Source organism: Micromonospora sp. DT43 (genome assembly GCF_049841645.1).
In the GTDB taxonomy this organism is placed as follows: Bacteria; Actinomycetota; Actinomycetes; order Mycobacteriales; family Micromonosporaceae; genus Micromonospora.
The window spans coordinates 1-568 of record NZ_JBNCKR010000037.1 but is presented as its reverse complement, the minus strand read 5'-3'; the positions used below and the strand labels follow the sequence as shown (position 1 = coordinate 568).

General features: G+C 71.1%; 1 rRNA gene and 1 pseudogene. One reads left to right on the top strand and one right to left on the bottom strand.

Features of this window, described 5'->3' with window-relative positions:
- Positions 1-407 (top strand): annotated as a pseudogene (locus ACLQ26_RS33030) (hypothetical protein); the annotation flags it as partial.
- A 90-nt stretch (positions 408-497) separates the two neighbouring features.
- Here the strand turns inward: ACLQ26_RS33030 and rrf are convergent.
- Positions 498-568, bottom strand: a 5S ribosomal RNA gene (gene rrf / locus ACLQ26_RS33025); the annotation flags it as partial.

Genomic DNA, 568 nt, shown 5'->3' with positions numbered 1-568 from the left:
CGGCGGTCACCACCACGGAAACCACCGTCACGGTCACCACCGCGGAAACCACCCTCACGCGGCGCACCGGAGCGCGACCCATCGCGGTCGCCACCACGGAAGCCGCCACCCTCGCGACGGTCACCGCCACGGAAGCCACCCTCACGTGGCGCACCAGCGCGGGAACCATCGCGGTCGCCACCACGGAAGCCGCCCTCACGCGGAGCGCCCGAACGGGAGCCATCGCGGTCGCCACCACGGGAACCACCATCACGACCGCCGGCGTATCCGCCTCGGGCGCCGCCGGCGTTGTCCCGATCTCCCCGGTACGGGGGCCGGTCGTCGCGGCGCGCACCACGGTCGCGGCCACCCGGGCCGTCGGTGCGGTCTTCGTAACGACGGGGACGATCTCCGCCCTGCGGTCCTGAACTCACAGGTACATCCTTCCTGATTGCGCCACCAATGGCGCTACGCAGTCGAGGGCCGACCCGGATGGGGCGGCCCTCGACTGGAAGATTGTCCGGCGGTGTCCTACTCTCCCACACCCTCACGAGTGCAGTACCATCGGCGCTGGAGGGCTTAGCTTCCG